Raw genomic sequence first — 18,139 nt, 5'->3', positions numbered from 1 at the left:
GGTCGACGCCAACGGGAGGGCGTCCGGCGCCAGACGCAATGTCGGGGCAAGGGGGGGGCTGATCCGATGTGCGGCATCGCAGGCATCTGGACGCAAGGCGCGGTCGCCCGGTCCGATGCCGTCGCGATGACCAACGTCGCCACCATCGCCGAAGCGGGATCCGAAGCGACCTTCACAGCACGAAAAATGGCGGAAACCCTGGCGCATCGCGGCCCGGACGACGCCGGTGCATGGGCCGATCACAACGCGGGTATCGCGATCGCGCATCGCAGACTGTCGATCATCGATCCGTCCCCCGCCGGGCATCAGCCCATGCCATCGCATTGTGGCCGTTACATCCTGTCCTACAATGGCGAGGTCTACAATCACCTGGCCCTGCGCGCGGAGCTCGAAGCGGTCGGCGCGATCAACTGGCACGGCCATTCCGATACCGAAACGCTGGTCTGCGCGATCGCACGCTGGGGCCTGCGCGACACGTTGCGCCGCGCCGTCGGGATGTTCGCGATCGCGCTCTGGGATCGGCTCGATCGCACGCTCGCGCTCGCCCGCGACAGGATCGGCGAGAAGCCGCTCTATTATGGCTGGTCGCATGGCCGCATCCTGTTCGGCTCCGAACTAAAGGCTTTGCGCGCCGCCCCCAGCTTCGACGCCACCGTCGACCGCGACGTCCTGGCGCTCTACCTTCGCCACAATTGCGTTCCCGCCCCCTGGTCAATCTACGCCGGCATCTACAAGGTCGAGCCGGGCAGCATCGTCACGATCGATGCGCGCGCTTTGTCGCGCCCGCCGTCCTCCGCCCCGCACCCCGACGAGACCGAGGCGATCGGCCTACGATGCGCGCGCTATTGGTCGCTCGACGCTGTGATTGCGAACGGCGTCGATCCGACGATGACCGCCGACGCCGCGGTCCACGGCCTTCACGCCCGCCTGCGCGACGCGGTCTCGGCACAGATGGTCGCCGATACGTCGCTCGGCGCGTTCCTGTCGGGCGGCATCGATTCCTCGACGATCGTGGCACTGATGCGCGAGGTTGCGCGCGGCTCCGTCAAGACCTTCACGATCGGCTTCGCCGAGACCGCATTCGACGAAGCACCGTTCGCGCGCGCCGTGGCGCGGCATCTCGGCACCGAGCATAGCGAGCTCCGAGTCGACGCCGACACCGTGCGGTCGGTCATTCCCGATCTCCCCCATATCTATGACGAGCCGTTTGCGGATTCGTCGCAGCTCCCGACGCTGTTGCTCAGCCGCCTCACGCGTGGCAGCGTCACGGTCGCGCTGTCCGGCGACGGCGGCGACGAGCTCTTCTGCGGCTATAACCGCTATCTCGTCTCGCGACGCTTCTGGGCTGCCGCCGCACACCTTCCCGCACCGTTGCGCCGCGGCATCGGCACTGCGCTCGAAGCCGTCGCACCTGCGACCTGGGACGGTATCGCGACACTGCCGGGCTTTCCCAAACATGCGATGCTCGGCGACAAGGTCCATAAGCTCGCCCGGATGCTGCACACGCCACTCGCGCCGCACGACATCTACCGCGGATCGAGCGAACACTGGCAGGACGGCATTCCCGTCCTCGGCCACCGCGACCTGGATCCACCGCGCGCCGATGCTGCGGACCTGCCCGTATCGCCGGAGGAGCGCATGATGCGGTGGGACACGCTCGGCTATCTGCCCGACGACATCCTCACCAAGGTCGATCGCGCAGGCATGGCCGCGAGCCTCGAAACGCGCATGCCTTTCCTCGATCACCGCGTTGTCGAGCAGGCGTGGCGCATCCCGCTGGCGTTCAAGACACGCGACCATCAGGGCAAATGGGTCCTGCGCCAGATCCTCCACCGCTACGTACCGCCCGCGCTGATCGAACGCCCCAAGGCAGGGTTCGCGATCCCGCTCGGCGCGTGGCTGCGCGGGCCGTTGAACGCGTGGGCGGACGCCCTGCTCGCCCCGGACGACGCGCTGCTCGACATGCCGCCGATCCGCGCGCGCTGGACGCAGCACCAGTCCGGCACGCATGACTGGACCGCGTCGCTATGGGGCGTGTTGATGTACCGCGCCTGGGCATCCGCATGCTGATCTATTGGCTGATGTTCGGCTTCCCCTCCAGCATGGCGTTGGTCGAGCGCGATCGCCAGCGTCGCTTCGGGTTCGCCTGGAGCTTTGCGACCCTCGCCACGATCGCGCTGATCGGCTTCCGGTGGGAGACTGGCGGCGACTGGGGCAATTACGATCGGATGGTCGAGCAGGCCGGCTGGAATCCCGTGCTGTTCGCGCCGCTCGACGATCCGGGCTTCGGCCTGCTGCTGTCCTATGCCGCGGAATCGCATATCGGACTGCTGCTCGTCACCGCGGTCAGCGGCCTCGTCATGGGTGTCGCCCTGACGCTGTTCTGTCGCGATCAGCCGCGCCCCTGGCTCTGCATGGCGGTGGCGATGCCGTATCTCGTGGTGGTCATGGGGATGGGCTATATCCGACAGGGGATGGCGATCTCGTTCCTGCTGATGGGGCTGATGTCGCTGAAGCGCGGGCATATCCTGCGCTATTCGGGCTGGATCGTGGCCGGTGCGCTGTTCCACTCCACCGCGTTCATCCTGCTCCCGCTCGGCGTGATGGCCACCAATCGCAACATCGTCGTCCGCTCCGGGTTCGCGCTGCTCGGGCTGGGGATGATGGGCTATGCGATCGTCAACGCGCATGGCGGCTACGTCGCCAACTACATCGATTCCGCGATGACCTCGTCGGGGGCGGCGGTCCGCCTGTTCATGACCGCGCTGCCTGCCGCGATCTTCCTCGCCTTCCGCGATCGCTTTGGCCTGGAGGGGCCGGAACGCCGCGTCTGGACCGCGCTCAGCCTTGCAGCACTCGCGGCCTTTGCACTGCTGTTCGCGTTCCGCTCGTCGACCGTGGTCGACCGTCTCGGCCTCTATCTGCTTCCGGTCCAATGCTTCGTCTACGCGCGCGTCCCGGCTGCGTTCGCCAACGACGTGCGCGGGGAGCGCCTGCTGACCGTCGCCATCCTGCTGCTCTACGCAGGAGCGTTTTTCATCTGGCTGAACTATGCGGTAAACGTCGAATATTGGCTGCCCTACCGCTTCTATTTCTTCGAGGACGGCCCGTGTCTCGCGTGCTGATCTCCACCAACGCCGCGTGGAACGTCGTCAATTTCCGCAGCGGCCTGGTCCGCGCGCTGATCGCCGACGGCCATGAGGTGATCGCAGCCCTGCCCGAGGACGATGCGCTCGTCACAGCGCTCGGCGTTCGTACGATCGTCGTGCCGATGGCGCGGGGCGGCGTGTCGATCCTCGCGGACGTGATGCTCGTGATCCACTTCGTCGCGCTGATGCGACGCGAGCGACCCGACGTGTTTCTCGGCTGGACGATCAAGCCCAACGTCTATGGCGCGTTTGCCGCCGGGCTCTTGGGCATTCCGGCGATCGCCAACATCTCGGGCCTCGGGACCGCGTTCATCCGGTCGACCTGGCTCACCGCGGTCGCCAAGCGGCTCTACAGCATCGGCCTGCGCCACGCGGCGACCGTGTTCTTCCAGAATGCCGACGATCGCGCGCTGTTCATCGATGCCCGCCTGGTCCCTACCGATCATACCGCATTACTGCCGGGCTCCGGCATAGACGTCGCAGCCTATGATCCCGGCGCCTATCCACCGCCCCGCGCGACCCTGTTCCGCTTCCTGCTGGTCGCGAGGCTGCTGCGCGACAAGGGCGTCTGCGAATATGTCGCGGCGGCACGGATCGTCGCCGCGCATCATCCGAACGTCCGGTTCGATATCCTCGGTCCGCTCGACGCCGACAACCGCACCGCGATCGACACGGTGACGCTGCAAGGCTGGGTCGACGACGGTAGCATCACCTATCTGGGGGCCACCGACGACGTCCGGCCGGCGATCGCGTTCGCGGACTGCATCGTCCTGCCCTCGTACCGCGAAGGCATTTCGCACGTCCTGCTCGAAGCCGCGGCGATGGCACGCCCGACGATCGCCACCGACGTGCCGGGCTGCCGCGACGTCGTCGTCGACGGCCTCACGGGCCTGTTGTGCAGAGTCCGCGACATCGACGATCTCGCGGCCAAGATGGAAGCGATGCTTGCGATGTCTGCGCTGGCGCGGACGGCGATGGGTGACGCGGCACGCTCTGACGTGACCAGGCGCTTCTCTGAAACCCTGGTGATCGATCGATATCGGCGCGCGATCGCTGACGCGGTGTCTGCATGACGGACGTCGTCGCACCTATACTGGAGGCGTTTGCTTACCCGGCAGGCACACCGGATCTCCTGCCGAACACGATCGAAGCCGCGAACGGCGTGTCCATCACCCTGGCGACGGCAACCCGACACCGTATCGTCGTGATCGGCCTGGGCTATGTCGGCCTGCCGCTCGCGGTCCATCTTGCCGCCTGGTATCCGACGATCGGGCTGGACATCGGCGCGCGCCGCATCGCCGAACTCCGCCTTGGCCATGATCGCACCGGTGAGATCGACCCCGCAACGCTCGCCAGTTCCCCCTTGTCGCTGACCGGCGACATTGCCGCATGCGTCGGCGCAGACGTGTATATCGTCACCGTCCCGACTCCGGTCGATGCCGCACATCAACCCGATCTGCGCCTGGTGCGCGAGGCCAGCGCGATGGTCGCGCGCATGCTCGACGGTGCGCGCAAACCGATCGTCGTGTACGAAAGCACGGTGTATCCCGGCGTTACCGAAGACATTTGCGGCCCGATCATCGAAGCCGTCTCCGGGCTGGTCCGCGGACGTGATTTCTTCCTCGGTTACTCTCCCGAACGGATCAATCCAGGCGACCGGGAACACACCGTCGATCGCATCGTCAAGGTCGTGGCGGGCGAGAACGCTGCCGTCACCGCGACCTTGTGTGCACTCTACGACCGGATAACCACAGGCGGCACTTTTGCCGCCGCCTCGATCCGCGTGGCCGAAGCCGCCAAGGTGATCGAGAACGCGCAACGCGACGTCAATATCGCCTTCGTGAACGAGGTCGCGCAGATTGCCGCAAAGCTCGGCATCTCGGTATGGGACGTGCTCGCCGCTGCTGGGACGAAGTGGAACTTCCTGCGGTTCCAGCCGGGTCTCGTCGGAGGCCACTGCATCGGCGTCGATCCCTATTATCTCAGCCACTGCGCGACGGCGCTCGGCCATGATCCGGCGATCGTGCTGGCCGGACGCGAGACCAACGACGCGATGGCGGAATGGGTCACGGATCGGCTCTGCGACGGTGTCGAGGCACCGGTCGACGCACTGGTGCTTGGGTTGACCTTTAAGGAGGACGTGCCCGACCTGCGCAACAGCAAGGTGGCGGAGGTCGTGGCGGGGCTGGTCGCGCGCGGTCACCGGGTCGACGTCCACGATCCACGCGCGAATCCGGGTGAGGCGCTGGCCGAATACGGGCTGACGCTGCTCGATGCGTTGCCGCGCGGGCGCTACGGCATCGTCCTGCTCGCAGTCGCGCACGCCGAATATCGCGCGCTTGCCCCGGCCGTGCTGGCCGCGATGGTGATGCCGGGCGGGGTGTTCGGTGATCTCAGGAACGTCGTCGCACCGTCGCCGTCGTTTGCGGGGATCCGTCGATGGACGTTCTGACCGCGACCGCGCAGGAACGTCACGCTTTGCATGCACGTTTCTGGTCGCGCGGCGCGGTTCAGCTTGGCGGTGCGGTCCTGATCGCCACGATTCTTCCGCTCTGCATCGCCGCGATGATCGAACCCTATCTGCTGCGCCTGCCGCTATTCGCGGTTTCGGGCTTGGCCACCGCTACCGCGATCACGATCGGTTTCTGGCTGTTTCGCAACCTCATCGCCTTTCCCGGTATTCGGGCGAGCTATTACGTGCTCCCGGTCTTCTCCTCGACCTTCGCGGCGACTTTCGTGATGCTGTTCCTGCTCCGTCTGAACTACAGCCGACCGCTTCTTGCCACTGCGTTTCTCTTGTCGTTGATCTGGTATTACACCGTATATTTCATGATCCAGCGCCGTCGTCAGTTGAATATCGCGGTGGTCCCGTTCGGCGCCGTCGACAGCCTCTACGCGATCGATAGCGTTGTCTGGACGCATCTCGCCACGCCCGCGTTCCCACGCCATTGCGCCCTGCTCGCCGCGGACTTCGATCATGACCTGCCGTCCGAATGGGAACGTTTCCTCGCGGAGTGCGCGCTCACCGGCGTATCGGTCGTCCATTACAAGCAGCTTCGCCAATCGCTGACCGGACAGGTTCAGTTGGAACGGCTTTCGGAGAACGCATTCGGATCGTTGGTGCCGAACCCGATCTACCTAACCGTTAAATACGTGGCGGATCTCGCGGTTGCCCTGATGATCGGTCCGTTCATCGCACCGATTGTCCTGTGCGTGGCAATATTGGTGAAGCTCGACTCGAATGGCCCCGTCTTCTTCCGCCAACGTCGGATCGGCTATCGTGGACGGCCTTTCGCCGTGTGGAAATTCCGCACGATGGTCGGCGCCCCGCCGCTGCGGCACACGTCCGCATCGGACGTCATACGGATCGCGGCAATGACCAGGGAGAGCGATTGCCGTATCACGCGGATCGGCCATGTCTTGCGTCGCACGCGGATCGACGAACTGCCGCAATGGCTGAACGTCATGCGCGGTGAAATGAGCTGGATCGGCCCACGTCCCGAAGCCGAAATCTTGTCGCTTTGGTACGAGGCGGAAATTCCGTTCTATCGTTACCGCCACGTGGTCCGGCCCGGCGTTTCGGGCTGGGCCCAGGTCAATCAGGGCCATGTCACGGGGATTGGCGACGTTCTGAAGAAACTCAGCTACGACTTCTTCTACATCAGCCGTTTCACGTTCTGGATCGACATGCTGATCGTCGTCCGCACGATCAAGACGTTGCTTACCGGGTTCGGTTCGCGCTGAGCGCATCTCGTACGAGGCGGAGTTTCGATCGCAGCATCCGGCGACGAACGAGCATGGGTATGCGCAGGATCGGGTACAGCCAGCCGTATCCTCTTGGTAGCGCCAGGCGCCCTATATCATCGCCGGATATCACAAGCCGCCGGAGCGTCGCGAATATGCTCCGGCGGGTCGGTGCGATCAGCAGTTTCGCCGTGAACTCGACCCAGCCCCGATAGCGGGTCGTTGAAAGATCGCGTGTGCCGCCGCCCGCTGCGATCGTTCGAACCGCCAGTTTCAAAAGTAGCGATAGCCGAAGCGAGCGTGGATCTGGAAAGTCGGATGGAAGGGCGGTAGCGAACAGGCGATGCGCCAATATGATCCCCGAGGCGGCCGCTCGGCACGCCTGCAGGCGTCGAGCCGCCCGCCAATAGGCATTTCCGTCGTCGTCGCTGCTCGCTAGCATCGTACCGATATCGGCCAACCACTTCAGCCGCGCCCAACCATGGGCAGCGCCATGCACGCACAGGTATACGAACAGGGCCTCGTCATCGAGCATCGCCAAACTCTGGTTCGGGGCCACCTCGATCTGGCGCCAGGTCGCGGGTAGCGGCACGCTGGGATCGGCCAGGTCGTCGGACAAGCGCCAGTGGAGTTCGACGATCATCCCCTTCGGATGTCTATGGAAACTGTCTTTGGCGACGATCAGAAAGGTCCGTAATGTCGTGCCGGACAGGCGACGCTCTGGGATTATCGTGATGTATCCGGCGCCAGCCAGAACGTCCCATGCGCGCGCAACCATCTCCGGCGAAACGGCGATATCGATGTCCACCGAATCTCGAATGCCCAGCGCCCCATAGAGTCGCCGGGCGAGCGACGTTCCCTTCAGCGACAGGCTGGCAATGCCTGCATCCGTGAGCAGCGCGCGGAGCCGCAGCGCCTCACCGGCCTGGCGGAGCGCCGCGCGCCCACGTCGGCGCGCCGCCCGTTCGAACGGCTCGGGGACCCCGACCCCGGCAGTCCGCATCGCATCGACGACGAGCCCGACGAGCCCGTGCCGCTTGGCGATCCGAAACAGCAGGTTCCAATCGCCGATCGCACGCGATGCCTGCCTGATGCGTTCGACGTGAACAGGCCGGACGGCGCAGGTCGCAGCAAACCGATATTCCGCGGTCTCGGACATGATTGCTATCGGACGCCGGATCATGCCCGACGATCTTGCAGTGCTGATATCCTGCCACGCAAAATGTCCACCACAAGATCAGCACTCGATGCTCGACTGTCGACTGTCGACGCCCGGCTGGCAGCGCTCGACTGGCAGCTATACGAAGCATATCGTGCAAAAATTGGTAAGAGGTACATGTCGACATATGGTTCACTCTGCAGGAGAGTTTGAGAATGTTGCCTCCCGGCGATTTCTCGGGTTGTCTTGCATCCCATGGGTAACAGCGTGAAGATGTCGTGACCGTCATGCCCGATAGCATCGGCATCGGTATCGGCATCGGTATCAATAGCGGCAGCGATGGTCGAGACGACACTATAACCAAACCCGGCGCAGACCTTTGATGTCATGACGACGACGATCTCCTAATAGCGCCATCGCCAGAGTCATTCCTACCGGACCAACAATTTATGGGTGTTTGCCGGGTGGATGGCATTCCAGCTCCATGTACATTTCAGTCTCCCGGACCATAACGAAGCCTAGGCGGCGGTATAAGTTGAATGCCGGATTACCGCGTTCGACGACGAGACTGACGCGGTGCTCGTCCAATGTTGCCCAATCGATCACGGCTTGCAGGATGGCGGTACCGAGACCATTGCCGCGGGCCTCCGGCAACAAGGCAATGTCGACGACGTGGATCCGGGACTTGCATGGCTGGAGGTACAAGCGGCCGATCGGCAAGCCGTGACGTTCGATTACCATGAACCGACAACCGGCAATCCGCGTCCGAAAATGAGAGCGCTGAGCGGCAAATTGTTGCGCGAGAAATAGTTGCTTCTGCGCCATGCCCCAACCAGATATCGCCGCCATCTCTGTCTGCCGGGTAGTGGCATACAGGATCTGTAGAAATGGTACGTCGCGGTCGTTTTCGTCACGCAGGGCATATCCGTTGCGTACTAATCCGGCGGGAAGTGCGAAGGTCGCCACGCGCCCAGACAGCACAGGACCGGATCCCCGTGGGTTTAATTTCGCGACGGAAAAATCCCCTGCAGTGCGATGACGAACGTTAGCGCAAGTAGCGGCTGATGGTTTTCGTGCGGTTGAGACCCACCTGCCACACCGATCGCCTGCGGCGACAATGCCACCACGGGTGTCGCGACATCGCTGAACGCCATGTTTGGATTCGAAGGACCGATCATCGCCTGGTTGGTCGGCGATGCGACGTTCTGGGCGGGATTTGGCGGGTTCAGGCCGGCGGCGACAAGACCATGGCCGTGCCCATGCATCTCCGCGACCGCGAGCGCGACGGTTGCGGTCCCGGTGGTTTCGCCGATCGTGCGCGGCGACAATCCGGGTCCGCTGCCCGTGCCCATCGGGGCCGAAGCTTGAAGATTGGGGAGCGCAAAATTCGATGTGCCGTTGCCGCCGAAATTCACACCGAGAACCGCGAACAACGCGGTATTCTGCGAGATCGATAGCAATTGCCCGTTGCACACCGCGAATCCTTGCGGTGCGAATGAAAACCCGACGACCTTGATCTCGCCTACATAGGGATCGGTCATGATGATGCTCCGGATGAGAGATGCGACGATGTGCGTTCGTCGATGGCGACTGCGTCCAAATACCCCAAGGCCCGGCTACGTCTGACTTGGGTAGATACCGTTCCGTGCGATGATGAACGACAGGCATTGCGACGGCATCAGATTGGCGTGCGCACCGTTACCGCCTGCGCTGCCGATACTGCCCGCCCCCATCGGTCCGGTCGCGAACGGGCTCGTGCCCGGTACGACATAAAGAAACGGAGTCACGCCATTGGTTGGGGTTGCCGGAACCGCGTTGGCAGCGGGACCATCGAGCGTCCCTGCATTGGTGGAGGCGAACACCGCATGCGCGTGCGTAGGGAGCATTGCCAGGGTCACCGTAGCGGTCTCGTTTCCACCCACGCCGCCCAGAACGCGCGGCGTCAGGCCCTGACCGGTTCCCTGGTGGATGGGAAGTCGCCCCCTCAGGTCGGGAACACCGAACGTCTGCACCCCATCGCCGCCATAGGTTGTACCCACCAAGGCATAGAGAGCGGAGTCGTCAGCGATCGACAGGAGCCGTCCATCGCAGATCGCCCAGCCCGACGGAGCGAAATCACCTCCGAACATGCGGATTTCACCAATGAATTGATTGCTCATAAATCCCCTCCTGTTCGGACGGCCCCTCTCGTTTGGGTGGACCGCTTTCGCACCTGATCGTCGCGGTCAATTACGCGAGGGAAAGATGCCGCTGATTGCGATGCAGTAATTTGTGACAAGGAAAGGCTGCATATTCGGATGCGGCTGATTCCCGCCGGTGGCCGTCATGGTCGCGGCGGCAAGTGGCACCAGGGCGGCCGCGGGCGCGTAGAACTGCGTTACCGGTGAGGTATCGTTGGCAAAGGTGTTTGCGCGACTTGGCCGACGGTTCGCGACGGTCGATGTCCCGTTCAAGGCATGGGCATGCGCGGGCATCTCGCCAGCCGTCAGCGTGACCGATTCCACTCCGGTCACGCTGCCCTGCGGCAGCGTAGCGGTGGCATGAACCGGCGTCCGCCCCTGTAGGTTGGGCAAGGCGAACGTGGTTTTCCCATCGCCCCCATATTGCGTTCCCAGCAGCGAAAACAGCGCCTGATTTTGCGCGATGGCCATCAACTGACCGTTGCATGCGGCATAATACCGCGGTGCAAACCCAAATCCGAACGCCTTTATCTCACCGATAAAAGGTTGCGCCATGCCATCCCCCTAACTCAGCCCGATTCGCTACTATTCCGCCCCGGATCTGACAGGATTCATTTTTACTCCTTAGCTTTCCACAGGCAATGGGGTGATCAGGTAAAGATTGATCTATCTTGGATCTATTAGTTATGGATACACGCTATCTTTTCACAGGACGTTTTCAGCTTGCAGTATCGCCGTCTTGCTATCTCGATCGATAAATCTTGAAAGATGATCTTGTTGTACGCCATCGAAAAACGTGTCACCTATAGTTATCGGCAAAGATGGACCGGAGAGGATAGCACGTGACCTGCACGTCGAACGATACCAGCACCGACCGACATCTCGGCGCCTATGATTCCGGTGCAATCCGACCGAATGACTCACGACCGCGAAAACCATGGATCACACCCCAGGTCATCGTTTCCGAACTCCGCAACGCCGGCGCGCAAGTCGGAGTCGGTTCGGACGGTACGAGCCCTCTTTACGGTTATCAGTACGGATCCTGATCAGGCGCCGATCTGGATCACGAGGTGAAAGAACGATCCACGTCTAGCGGTTCGTGCCGTCGAACCACGCCACGAACCGCGCGGTGGTGATGGCGAGCGTGGCAACGATCAGTCGTCGGTGATCGCTTAATCGTGCCTCGTCGACGGATCGTATCATCTTATCGATCTTCGGAAAATCGACATAGCGCGACAGGCGTCCATGACGATCCATCGCCTGTGTTTCAATCAACGCCGTCATCGCGCCTTCACTGGCGGTGCGGAATAGATCGGGCTCTTCCGCATCGTTTCCGGGGCCGCGAGCCAGCAACGATGCCGGCAGGCGATCAGCCAAACTCGTCCGCGCCAGATGCCGTTCAAGTCCGTCCTTGAACTGTAAACTCTCGGGAATGGCGAGCGCAAATTCGACGATCCGTCGGTCATGAAACGGGCGGGTCAGTTCGAGGCCGTGAATCGCGGCGAGCGTCTGCGGTGCGGGGGGCATGTCCGCAGCGCGACGCAACAGATGCATCCAGCGCTCACGCCATCGGTTGTGGACCGGCGTAGCCTGTCGAAGCCGCATCGGATCGATCGTTCCTGCAGCAAACACCTGCCGCGCAAATCCGTCGTCGATCGCCCGGCTTCGCCAGAGCGGCGCGAACCCCCGGCGCATCGCATAGACTGCCATCACGATCCGCAACGGGATGATCGCGGGTAGGATGTCGCCGTGCAGGATAGCCCCGATCGATCGCCCGGTGGCGCGTTTACGGGCTCCGACTTCGCGACAGAAACGCACGATGTTACCGCGCAGCAATATTCGCCCGAGCATAGCCTGTGCACGCACGTTCACGGTATAATCGCCGCCATGCCCGTCGAGTATCGAGCGGACACGCGCATCGGCCGCGAGCCGGTACAGGCCGCGTCGGACAGTTGATCCACCACCCGGATCGTCGGTCTCGGCAAATCCGCGTTCGAGATCGTCGAACGGGCTTTCGTCACGCCGTACGAAATACCGAATGTCGAGGAAGCGTCGATCCGCGAACGCCTCGACTGCAACACGCGCGTCCCGCACCCGACGGCGCTCACCGATTGCCAGAACCGAGACGACCGCCACGATGCGACGCCCTGCCGCCGCGACGATCGGCCCTGCGAGGACGGCGATACTGCCGCTGTCGAAACCGCCGCTGAACAACAGTGCAGGTGCGCGGATCAATCTGCGCACGCGGCACGCGATCGCCTCCTCGAGCAGGGCCGCATAGGTGGCGACATAATATGCTTCATCGCGCCCGATATGCTCCGGCGCGGCGTGCGGCGTCCAATAGCGCCGGGTCGTGACGTCGCCCGCAGCATCAAGGCACAACACCGACCCGCCAGGCAACGCAGCGATCTCCTCGAACAGAGTTGCCTCCGATCTGGTGTCGATCGGAAACAGAAGCCGCGCTCCGATCGCCGTCTCCGACAGGCGTCGCGGCACATCCTCGATCGCCCATAGCGCCTTCACCTCGCTTGCAAACGCCAGGAAGCCGTCACCGAGATGATAATAAAGGCCGCGTTGCCCCATCGCGTCTCGGCCGAGGAGCAAGGTTCCGGCGTCTGCATCCCATATCGCGACGGCGAAATCGCCGATCAGTCGATCGATGCAGTCCGCGCCCCAGTGCCGATATGCCGCCAGCACCAAGGCGCTGTCGGGCAGATCGAGCAGCTCGGCGGGTGCAATTGCGAGTTCGCCGACGAGCCATTCGCGGTTGTCGAGCCGAAGATCGGCAACAACGACCACGCTGCCGGCACGCAATGGTTGCGCGTCCGCGATATCCTGATGATGAACGCGCATCAGGCAGTGCCCGAGTCCGGCGCCGCGCATCACGATGGTCTTGTGACCATCAGGTCCCCGATGCCGCAATGTGTTCGCCATCCGGTCGATCGTCCGCGGCGCGACATCCGCGCCGTCGAACCGTATAATTCCGAAGATCGCGCTCATCGAATTAGCCTTCGGTGGCGGAATGGGTCATGGCCCGACCTGCGGAGCCAGCGAGATCGCACGATGCCTGGCCAGTTGCGCGAGGAAGGCGTCGACTTCGACCCGACAGGTCTCGGGTAGAACCTCGAACTCCTCGAGAAGGCGGGTGCAGATCGCTTCGCATGTCGTATTCGCGTCGATGAGATCCCAGATCCGCGCCCCGACCGCGTTCAGGCCGAGATACAGACCTTGCGTGGCGCTCATCATCAGGATCTCGTCGCCGACCTTGGCGGCGAGCCAGTCATCTTGCTTGCGCACGAGCGTGGTTTCCTTTCGAGAACTGTGCCCGTTCCGACGCGACGAGGTGGCGATACGGCGTGGCCAGATAGATTGCCGCCGCGGCACGCACCGCGGCGCTTGCTGTCGCCCGTTTGGATACGCCGTCGGCCGTGAAGACGGACGATGGTCGTTTGGCGTCATACCGTGCCTTCGCGGTCATCGCCGTGCAGTCGTCCGGAGTCGGGGACACGCCAAAATGCGGGAGGATCCGCGTCGTCACGGCGCCGGGAAGATGCGAGTAGTCGATGAGCAGTCCGTGATCCGCATGTGCGAGCACCGGTTCGACGATCTGCGCGAGTGCGGCGGCGACCTGCGCCTCGGGGGCCAGTTCGTTGGCGACCGCCAGCATACTGCCGATCGCACCCGGTACCGTCTGCAAACCCCGCATCCGCATGTGCGAAACCATTACCTCGATCGGATCGCGGTAGATGAACACCCACGGCGTATCCGGAAATGCAGCCCGGAACAGCGGCAGGGCGGCGGTGTGCCAGCTGTCGAGCTTGATGAAAAAGCGCCCCCCGGACGCGCTGGTATCGCGGCCGAGCGCACCAATCATCGCTTGCAGCAACTGCCTACGCTCTGACCAGGATTGATCCGTGCGAGACTGGATGATCTGCAGGACGGCATTGAGTGGCGCCGGTTCCGATACGATGATGCTGCGGGTGATCGAGGCCAGCATCTGCGCAACCAAAGTCGATCCGCACCGCGACATATGGAAGATGAACCCATCCGGCTTGGCGAGTGGCGTGTGATCCGGAAGCGTCGACAATGGCGTGCGCCAGCGGACCAGCCGATTAAACGGCCGCCGGCGCGCGATACGGACCGACTCTTCGTAGAACGGCGCGTCGAGACGTATCCCGCCGAAGTGCAGCCAATCGACCGCGGGCGTGCCGTTCGCCGTTATCACCGCGGACGGCCGCCAGCCCGTGCAAGGCCAGTCCCGTGCCGTGACGGGGGCATCGTCGAACCGGTCCAGGCCGAGCGGATCGGGCCGTAGCGCGCCCTCGACTATGGCCTGGGTGAGCGGGATGCCCAATGCCGCTGCGCTTTCCCGCACCGCAGTGACGAACGGCGCATGATCCGCGATCGCCGCCAGTCGCTGTTGCAGGCGCGCATCGGCGAGGAGGTGAAGCCGGAAACGATCGAGTGTAGCGGTCACCATCCCGGTCCGACGATGGTGCGCGCGCACTTGTTTCTCGGCCGTGGACGGATACGCTGCGCCAAATGCGACCCGCTGCGTGCGGGTCCGATCAGGGAACGCCGATGCTCGCGATCCAGCCGCCTGCGCTTCCCGACCGGATCCGATTGCCGTTCGCGTTCGATGTCGATCGTCTCTGCGCCGATCTGGAGCGGGTGGCGAAAGCATCGGAGGCGTGGGTCGATCATTTCGTCCCGCAGCATTACGAGGGGGGCTGGGCCGCGCTGCCGTTGCGGATCGTTGCCGGCGCGACGCATCCGGTGGCGATGATCTACGCCGATCCGACCGCGACGGCGTATGAGGACGGTCCGTTGCTGGCCGAAGCGCCGTATTTCCGCGCGGTGCTGGCGCAGTTCGCGTGTCCCTTGCAGACCGTGCGGCTCATGCGGCTGACGCCCGGATCGACGATCAAGCCGCACCATGATCATGACCTCGCCGCAGAGACCGGTGCCGCACGCATCCACGTGCCGATCACCACCAACCCGCAGGTCGAATTCCTGTTGAACGGCACGCCGGTGATCATGACGCCCGGCAGCGCGTGGTACCTGCGCCTCGCCGATACCCATGCGGTCGTCAATCGCGGGATGACCGACCGGGTGCATATGGTCATCGACTGTACTGCCGATGCGTGGCTGATCGCGCTGTTACGGGCATCGCACGAACCGGCCTAGCTCGATGAGCGCGGGATCGAGCGGGAAGCCGGTGACCGGTACGCCGTCCGCTTCGAGCCAGGCATGCCCCGCGGCGAGCGCCCCGCTGCCGATCCCGAAATGGACGACGCCATCGATGCCACGATGCGCAAGCATGCCGCGCGCCGCCACCGCCTGCTGCACGCAGGCCGCGCGAAATGGCATTAGCGGCGCCATCGTCGCTATCGCCCAGCGCACTCGCCGCGCGGTTCGGCGGTGCTGGGAAGTGGCGGGGCCCGGCAACGCGCTTCGGTCGGCCGGAGGTATCAAGTTTCCCCATCCCGCCGCGAGCCGGGGAAAGGGCACGATACCAAGAATCAGTCGTGCCGCGAGCAACCGCGCCGCCGCCTCGATTACCAGGATCTGGCAGTCGAGTCCCATCGTCAGCGCCGTGCGGATCCTTGCCGGGATCATGCCGCCCGATCCGATGCATAGCCGAGTTCCGCCATCACTTCGGCATGCGCCAGTTCGATCGTCGCGCATTGATCCGCGGTCAGTTCGCTGCGCCAGCCGCCCGCCTTGCCGTTTCGGAAGAACGCGTGGGGCGGTGCGCCCTGGCGCCGCCGCGGTGCCTCGCGGAAGCCATGGCGGCGTTCCTGCGCCTGGAGTTGGGCGAAGTCGGCGAAGCGCGCGGCGCGTTCGAGTTGCGCGACCGCGACAACGCTGCCGGCAAAGCCGAGCGCGCGCGAGAACGTGCCGACGACATCCGCCTGGAGATCCTCGTACCGCACGCGGTGGACCGGCAGCATCGTCTGTTCGATCCAGCTGCGGTGATAGCCACTCCAGCCTCGCAGTTGCTGGCGCAACTGGTTGGGCTGGCGATCGTCTCGGCCGCAGAATGCCGAATCGGAGCGCATCATGAAGCCGATCGCGTCGTCGATGGTCTGTCCGTTATGTCCTGCGAGCGACGACGCGACGTCACGCGGGTCGCGCACGATCAGGATCGCGGCATCGGCAGCGGCGGGTCCGCCGAGCAACGGCTCGCCGTCCGCGGTGATCGTCCAGGCATCATGCGTCTTCACGAAGCGGACGTCACCGCAATTGTCCGCTGCTGCATCGCGATCGCCGAAGTCGTCGGCTTCATGACCGCGCCGGACCTCGTGCACGCGTGGTCGCAACCGGTCGCATTCGTCGTGCGTCAGCAGTCCCGACGGAAATAGCATCGCCTCGTCGAACCAACGCCGCGCGCTGGCGATACCGCCGCGACCGGACAGGTCGTTGATGTCGACCGGCACCTCGCGGCCGAGATTGGCGAGCAGCATCCGGAACCAGGTGTTGCCCGATTTGGGATAGGAGGCGAGCCAGATCGTCCGCGTCACGCCGCTCGCCCCAGCGCGTCGTGCAGATGCCGAGAGTCGTGGGGAAGGCCGTGAGGGATGGCGGGAGCGCACCGCCCCCTCTCCAGCTCGAGCCAGTGCGCCTCGAGCCATGCGGTGACCGTCGCCTGCGCGGCAAAATCCATTGCGCGCGTAAGGGTGAAGACGCCGGCATAGCGCGCGATCGCCGCCGCCGCTGCGAAATAGAGCGCCGCCTGGCCCATCCGAGCGATCATCGCAGGGCGATACGCATTGCGCTGGATCATCAGCGCGCCGTCGACCAGGTTGGCGCGGACGATACCCTCGACCAGCGGTGGCCGCGCCTCGCGCAATACATATACCGCGGCGATCGGCAGCGGATCGGCGATCGCGGCATGCGGCTCGACATAATATTTGCGCAGGCGCGATCGTACCGGCCCCGCCCGCCGATCCGCGAGTGACAATCGGTCGATCGCGTTCTGCCACAGCTTCAACTGGCGGCCGTCGGGATACACCATCGGCACCCCCGCCGCGTCGATCGAAATACCGCAGAAATCGTCCGCCAGCAGGTCATGACCCGCCGCACCCAGGGCCGCCGCGAGCGTCGACTTCCCCGCCCCCGACGGACCGCAGAAAAGTACAGCGGCGGACGCCCCTCCTCCGGTATCGATCCGCACCGCGCTGGCGTGCAGCACGATCCGGCCGCGTTGGTGGAGCAGGATGCCGAAGCCGGTGCCCGACACGAAGACCACCGCATCCTCGACCGCCGTATCGCCCTCCAGCGCATAGCGAACGGTGTCGCCGCCGATCAGCAGCATGCGGATGATGCCCGGTATGACGATCAGAAAGCGTCCCTCCGCGATCTGCCAGTTGGGGCCCTTCGCCACCGCATCGTCGAGTGCGGCGGGCACCGCGCCTGCAGCGATCACGACGTCCGATTCACTGCCCCCGCTCGCCGCCACATCGGCCGGCGCGGCGATCAGCCCGGGCAGAGCCAGGTCGCTGGAAACGGTCAGGCCGGAGACGACATAGGCGAACACGCGACCTCCCCTGTCCGCCTCCGCGTATCGCGTCAGGCAGCATCGCCAAGCTACCGCTCCGGTCGCAGCACACGCAAATGGAGACGCATCCAAACTCGGCCCTTCTCTCGAACCGACGCGCTGGGCGTCGCGGTCGGTTGGTCATGGCGATGCAGGGGGAGACGAACAGCGTCCCGCGCCAGCCGCCCGCCAACGTCTTCGCGCCGACCAGCAGCCACATCGCCGCCAGCGCGATACCGATTACCCAAAGATTCGGCGGCGGCGACAGGCAACTCCGGCAGGGCTCGCGCGCGAGGAGAACCGCGACGGGCTGGCCTTCACGATGGATTCGGGTCTCGCGATCACCCCGGCCCAGGCCCGAGGACAT

The 18,139-nt window shown here is 64.3% G+C and carries 18 protein-coding genes; 6 read left to right on the top strand and 12 right to left on the bottom strand.

Translation table 11 applies throughout. The annotated features are described in order from the left end of the window. The first annotated feature begins 66 nt into the window (after positions 1-66). Genes asnB through AC3D24_RS16125 form a run of 5 tightly spaced genes read left to right on the top strand, consistent with a single transcriptional unit; the run spans position 67 to position 6,893 of the window. The gene (asnB, locus tag AC3D24_RS16145; RefSeq protein ID WP_489032168.1) at positions 67-2,070 is read left to right on the top strand and encodes an asparagine synthase (glutamine-hydrolyzing); all 2,004 of its coding nucleotides are present in this window, start codon (positions 67-69) and stop codon (positions 2,068-2,070) included. Further along, the gene (locus tag AC3D24_RS16140; RefSeq protein WP_489032167.1) at positions 2,064-3,125 is read left to right on the top strand and encodes an EpsG family protein; all 1,062 of its coding nucleotides are present in this window, start codon (positions 2,064-2,066) and stop codon (positions 3,123-3,125) included. Before asnB ends, AC3D24_RS16140 begins: the two co-directional genes overlap by 7 nt. Then, positions 3,110-4,222, top strand: coding sequence for a glycosyltransferase family 4 protein (locus AC3D24_RS16135; protein ID WP_489032166.1), 1,113 nt, complete (start codon positions 3,110-3,112; stop codon positions 4,220-4,222). The genes AC3D24_RS16140 and AC3D24_RS16135 overlap by 16 nt, the downstream gene beginning before the upstream one ends. Next, positions 4,219-5,601, top strand: a complete 1,383-nt coding sequence (locus AC3D24_RS16130; protein ID WP_489032165.1) for a nucleotide sugar dehydrogenase — start codon at positions 4,219-4,221, stop codon at positions 5,599-5,601. The genes AC3D24_RS16135 and AC3D24_RS16130 overlap by 4 nt, the downstream gene beginning before the upstream one ends. Continuing rightward, the gene (locus AC3D24_RS16125; RefSeq protein ID WP_489032164.1) at positions 5,589-6,893 is read left to right on the top strand and encodes a sugar transferase; all 1,305 of its coding nucleotides are present in this window, start codon (positions 5,589-5,591) and stop codon (positions 6,891-6,893) included. Before AC3D24_RS16130 ends, AC3D24_RS16125 begins: the two co-directional genes overlap by 13 nt. Here AC3D24_RS16125 and AC3D24_RS16120 read toward each other — a convergent pair. The 9 genes from AC3D24_RS16120 to AC3D24_RS16080 all read right to left on the bottom strand — a co-directional run bounded on the left by AC3D24_RS16120 (position 6,871) and on the right by AC3D24_RS16080 (position 14,709). Continuing rightward, complete coding sequence (locus tag AC3D24_RS16120) at positions 6,871-8,052, bottom strand: nucleotidyltransferase domain-containing protein (protein ID WP_489032163.1); 1,182 nt, start codon at positions 8,050-8,052, stop codon at positions 6,871-6,873. The two genes, AC3D24_RS16125 and AC3D24_RS16120, sit on opposite strands and share 23 nt — an antisense overlap. A 20-nt stretch (positions 8,053-8,072) precedes the next feature. Next, a complete protein-coding gene (locus tag AC3D24_RS16115; RefSeq protein ID WP_489032162.1) occupies positions 8,073-8,441 on the bottom strand; it encodes a hypothetical protein in 369 nt (122 codons plus the stop codon). Between the two features lie 58 nt (positions 8,442-8,499). Next, positions 8,500-9,018, bottom strand: coding sequence for a GNAT family N-acetyltransferase (locus tag AC3D24_RS16110; protein ID WP_489032161.1), 519 nt, complete (start codon positions 9,016-9,018; stop codon positions 8,500-8,502). A gap of 35 nt (positions 9,019-9,053) precedes the next feature. Beyond that, entirely contained in the window at positions 9,054-9,593 is a 540-nt protein-coding gene (locus AC3D24_RS16105) for a phage tail protein (protein ID WP_489032160.1), read from the bottom strand. 75 nt (positions 9,594-9,668) lie between these two features. Continuing rightward, positions 9,669-10,211 (bottom strand): phage tail protein, encoded by a 543-nt coding sequence (locus tag AC3D24_RS16100; protein WP_489032159.1) that lies wholly within the window; start codon positions 10,209-10,211, stop codon positions 9,669-9,671. A gap of 66 nt (positions 10,212-10,277) precedes the next feature. Further along, the gene (locus tag AC3D24_RS16095; protein WP_489032158.1) at positions 10,278-10,787 is read right to left on the bottom strand and encodes a phage tail protein; all 510 of its coding nucleotides are present in this window, start codon (positions 10,785-10,787) and stop codon (positions 10,278-10,280) included. Positions 10,788-11,321: 534 nt separating this feature from the next. Continuing rightward, positions 11,322-13,232, bottom strand: coding sequence for an asparagine synthetase B family protein (locus AC3D24_RS16090; protein ID WP_489032157.1), 1,911 nt, complete (start codon positions 13,230-13,232; stop codon positions 11,322-11,324). 27 nt (positions 13,233-13,259) lie between these two features. Beyond that, entirely contained in the window at positions 13,260-13,529 is a 270-nt protein-coding gene (locus AC3D24_RS16085) for a PqqD family protein (protein WP_489032156.1), read from the bottom strand. Then, a complete protein-coding gene (locus AC3D24_RS16080; protein WP_489032155.1) occupies positions 13,513-14,709 on the bottom strand; it encodes a sulfotransferase in 1,197 nt (398 codons plus the stop codon). Before AC3D24_RS16080 ends, AC3D24_RS16085 begins: the two co-directional genes overlap by 17 nt. 104 nt (positions 14,710-14,813) lie before the next feature. On the opposite strand from AC3D24_RS16080, the gene AC3D24_RS16075 reads away from it, so the two are divergent. Then, a complete protein-coding gene (locus AC3D24_RS16075) occupies positions 14,814-15,419 on the top strand; it encodes an aspartyl/asparaginyl beta-hydroxylase domain-containing protein (RefSeq protein WP_489032154.1) in 606 nt (201 codons plus the stop codon). Here the strand turns inward: AC3D24_RS16075 and AC3D24_RS16070 are convergent. The 3 genes from AC3D24_RS16070 to AC3D24_RS16060 are packed head-to-tail and all read right to left on the bottom strand — an operon-like array spanning position 15,393 to position 17,772. Next, the gene (locus tag AC3D24_RS16070) at positions 15,393-15,851 is read right to left on the bottom strand and encodes a lasso peptide biosynthesis B2 protein (protein ID WP_489032153.1); all 459 of its coding nucleotides are present in this window, start codon (positions 15,849-15,851) and stop codon (positions 15,393-15,395) included. The genes AC3D24_RS16075 and AC3D24_RS16070 overlap by 27 nt on opposite strands. Beyond that, positions 15,848-16,756 (bottom strand): sulfotransferase domain-containing protein, encoded by a 909-nt coding sequence (locus AC3D24_RS16065; protein WP_489032152.1) that lies wholly within the window; start codon positions 16,754-16,756, stop codon positions 15,848-15,850. Before AC3D24_RS16065 ends, AC3D24_RS16070 begins: the two co-directional genes overlap by 4 nt. Continuing rightward, positions 16,753-17,772 (bottom strand): hypothetical protein, encoded by a 1,020-nt coding sequence (locus AC3D24_RS16060; protein WP_489032151.1) that lies wholly within the window; start codon positions 17,770-17,772, stop codon positions 16,753-16,755. The genes AC3D24_RS16065 and AC3D24_RS16060 overlap by 4 nt, the downstream gene beginning before the upstream one ends. Positions 17,773-18,139 lie beyond the last annotated feature (367 nt).

Source organism: Sphingomonas sp. SL1004, from assembly GCF_057815015.1.
The sequence above is the reverse complement of the archived record's forward strand: the minus strand, read 5'-3'. Positions and strand labels throughout refer to the sequence as shown.